Origin of the sequence: Streptomyces sp. 8L (assembly GCF_020176795.1) — a bacterium.
Classification (GTDB): domain Bacteria; phylum Actinomycetota; class Actinomycetes; order Streptomycetales; family Streptomycetaceae; genus Streptomyces.
In genome coordinates, this window is sequence record NZ_JAIUKE010000236.1 from 1 (window position 1) to 2,286 (window position 2,286).

Below are 2,286 nucleotides of genomic sequence, written 5' to 3' on the forward strand. Positions count from 1 at the left end.
CCCCCGCCCCGCGCCAACCGGCCGGGACCCGCCCCATCTCCTGGAGACACCTATGAACATCCCCGGCGTCGACTACGCCTGGACCCACCCCGGCGGCGCCACACTGAAGACCGCCGGCAAGAAGTTCGCCTGCCGCTACCTCAGCACCGACCACAGCAAGAACCTCACGAAGGCCGAGGCGGACGACCTGGCGGCGCACGGCGTGGCGTCCGTCGTCGTGTGGGAGACCACCATAAAGCGGGCCCTGTCCGGCAAGACCGGCGGCGCCGCCGACGCGAAGACGGCGGCCGGCCTCGCCGCAGCATGCGGCATGCCGTCCGACCGGCCCATCTACTTCGCCGTCGACTTCGACGCCGCCCCCGGCCAGCAGACCGCCATCAACGCCTACCTCGACGGCGCCGCCTCCGTGCTCGGCCGCGCGCGGGTCGGGATCTACGGCGGCTACTACCCCGTCAAGCGGGCCCTCGACGCGAAGAAGGCGACCTGGGCGTGGCAGACAGCGGCCTGGTCGGGTGGCCAGTGGGACGCCCGCGCGCACATCCGACAGGGCGCACAGACCACCATCGGCGGCGTCAGCTGCGACCTCAACACCGCGATGCAGACCGACTTCGGTCAGTGGACCCCGGGCAAATCCGGCGCGGCCCCGGGCGGATCGGCCGGCGGTTCGACGTCTGCCAGCTCCTTCCCGGGCGCGGGCAAGTTCGGGCCCGGCGCGAACAACGCGTCCGTGACCGAGCTGGGGAAGATGCTCGTCGCGCGCGGCGGCTCCCGCTTCTACAAGGTCGGGCCCGGCCCGAAGTGGACGGCCGACGCCGACGGCGCCGCGACGAAGGCGTTCCAGCAGGCGCAGGGCTGGACAGGTTCGGACGCGGACGGCATCCCGGGCCCGACCACGTGGGACTACCTCGTGCACGGCAAGGGCCACAACATCCCCGCCGCGGCATCGTCCACGTACACGGTGAAGTCCGGGGACACCCTCTCCGCGATCGCGGCCAAGCACGGCACGACCGTCGCGAAGCTCGCCGCCCTCAACCACCTGTCGAACCCGAACCTGATCAAGGCCGGTCAGGTCCTCAAGCTGAAGTGAGATCGATCATGAACCGCGCCTTCCTCCTCGACCTGGTCGAGCGGACCGTCGCCACCTACCTCGAAGTCGGCGCCGGTCTCCTCCTCGCCGACAGCACGCACCTGCTCTCCCTCGGCAGCCTGCGCGTTGCCGCGGTCGCCGCGCTCCCCGCGGCCCTCACCGTCGTCAAGGGCGCCCTCGCGGGCAGCCTCGGCACCTCACCGACCGCGTCCGCCCTGCCCACGAAGACCGCTCCCGCCCCGGCCTCGGCGGTCGCCCCGGCCCCGGACGGCCCGGCCGCAGGCTGATGCCCCACCGGTGCGGCCGGATCGGCCGCTGCCTGGGCTACCGCGGCGCCGCCCTCCTGATCTGCGGCATCGGCTGGATCAACTACGGCCTCGGCCTGCTCGCCGACCCGCGCTTCGGCGTCGTCCGCGGAGTCGCCGCGCTCACCCGCATCGCTCCCATTCCCGTCTGGGGCTGGGCCTGGCTCGTGGCCGGGGCCGCATCCTGCATCGCCGCGGTTCTGCCGTCGCGCCGGGACTGGTGGGGGTGGGCCGCGGCCACCGCGATGCCGGTGATCTGGGCAGCCGCCTACACCAGCGCCCGCGCGATCGGCACCCTGCCGCAGGGCATCACCTCCGGACTCACCTGGCTCGTGAGCCCCGGACTCGCGGTCGTGCTGGCGACCGCCACACGCAGACTGGTCATGATGCGGCGGGAGGTGGCCACCCTGCGGCGCGCCGTCGCCGCGTCTGTGAGAGAGGACGGCGACGCCGATGGATGACAGCACCACCCTCTACGGCGCCGCCAGCATCGTGTTGGGCGGCCTGTTCGCGTTCCTCACCGCGCTCGTCGGCCGCCCCCGAGACCGCCCCGAACGCCCCGAGGGCGAGCCCGACGCCGAGCAGCTCACGACCGTCGCGGGCATCGCCGCCGTGGTGGCCCAGCAACAGCAGCGGCTCCGCGATCTGGAGACCGAGCAGACGCAGACGACCGCTCAGGTCGGCGCGCTGACCCGGTACGTACGTACCCTGAAGGCTGCTCTGCGGTCCGCACACGTCCCCGTCCCCGAGCCCGACCCCGGCGACCGACACCTCATCGACCAGTGACCCCCGCCCCCCCCCCCCCCCCCCCCCCCGCCCCGGGGGCGCCGGGGGGGGCCCCGGGGGCCCCCCCCCCCCCGCCGCCCCCCCCCCACGGCGCACCCCCACCGCCGC

Annotated in this window: 4 protein-coding genes; all 4 read left to right on the forward strand. The window is 74.2% G+C overall.

The annotated features are described in order from the left end of the window. On the forward strand, window positions 1-1,087 hold a 1,087-nt coding region (locus tag LCE31_RS20215; RefSeq protein ID WP_225016111.1), incomplete at its 5' end, for a peptidoglycan-binding protein. Window positions 1,088-1,095: 8 nt separating this feature from the next. Beyond that, on the forward strand, window positions 1,096-1,374 hold the full coding sequence (locus LCE31_RS20220) for a hypothetical protein (protein ID WP_225016113.1): 279 nt from the start codon (window positions 1,096-1,098) through the stop codon (window positions 1,372-1,374). Beyond that, window positions 1,374-1,853: a hypothetical protein gene (locus LCE31_RS20225; RefSeq protein ID WP_225016115.1), complete on the forward strand. Its 480-nt coding sequence runs from the start codon at window positions 1,374-1,376 to the stop codon at window positions 1,851-1,853. The genes LCE31_RS20220 and LCE31_RS20225 overlap by 1 nt, the downstream gene beginning before the upstream one ends. Then, a complete protein-coding gene (locus LCE31_RS20230) occupies window positions 1,846-2,178 on the forward strand; it encodes a hypothetical protein (protein WP_225016117.1) in 333 nt (110 codons plus the stop codon). Before LCE31_RS20225 ends, LCE31_RS20230 begins: the two co-directional genes overlap by 8 nt. The last annotated feature ends 108 nt before the right edge of the window (window positions 2,179-2,286 follow it).

Bases quoted from the DNA above. Each gene is read 5' to 3' on its own strand.
- LCE31_RS20230 (WP_225016117.1), top strand. From the start codon at position 1,846: ATGGATGACAGCACCACCCTCTACGGCGCCGCCAGCATCGTGTTGGGC.
- LCE31_RS20225 (WP_225016115.1), top strand. From the start codon at position 1,374: ATGCCCCACCGGTGCGGCCGGATCGGCCGCTGCCTGGGCTACCGCGGC.
- LCE31_RS20220 (WP_225016113.1), top strand. From the start codon at position 1,096: ATGAACCGCGCCTTCCTCCTCGACCTGGTCGAGCGGACCGTCGCCACC.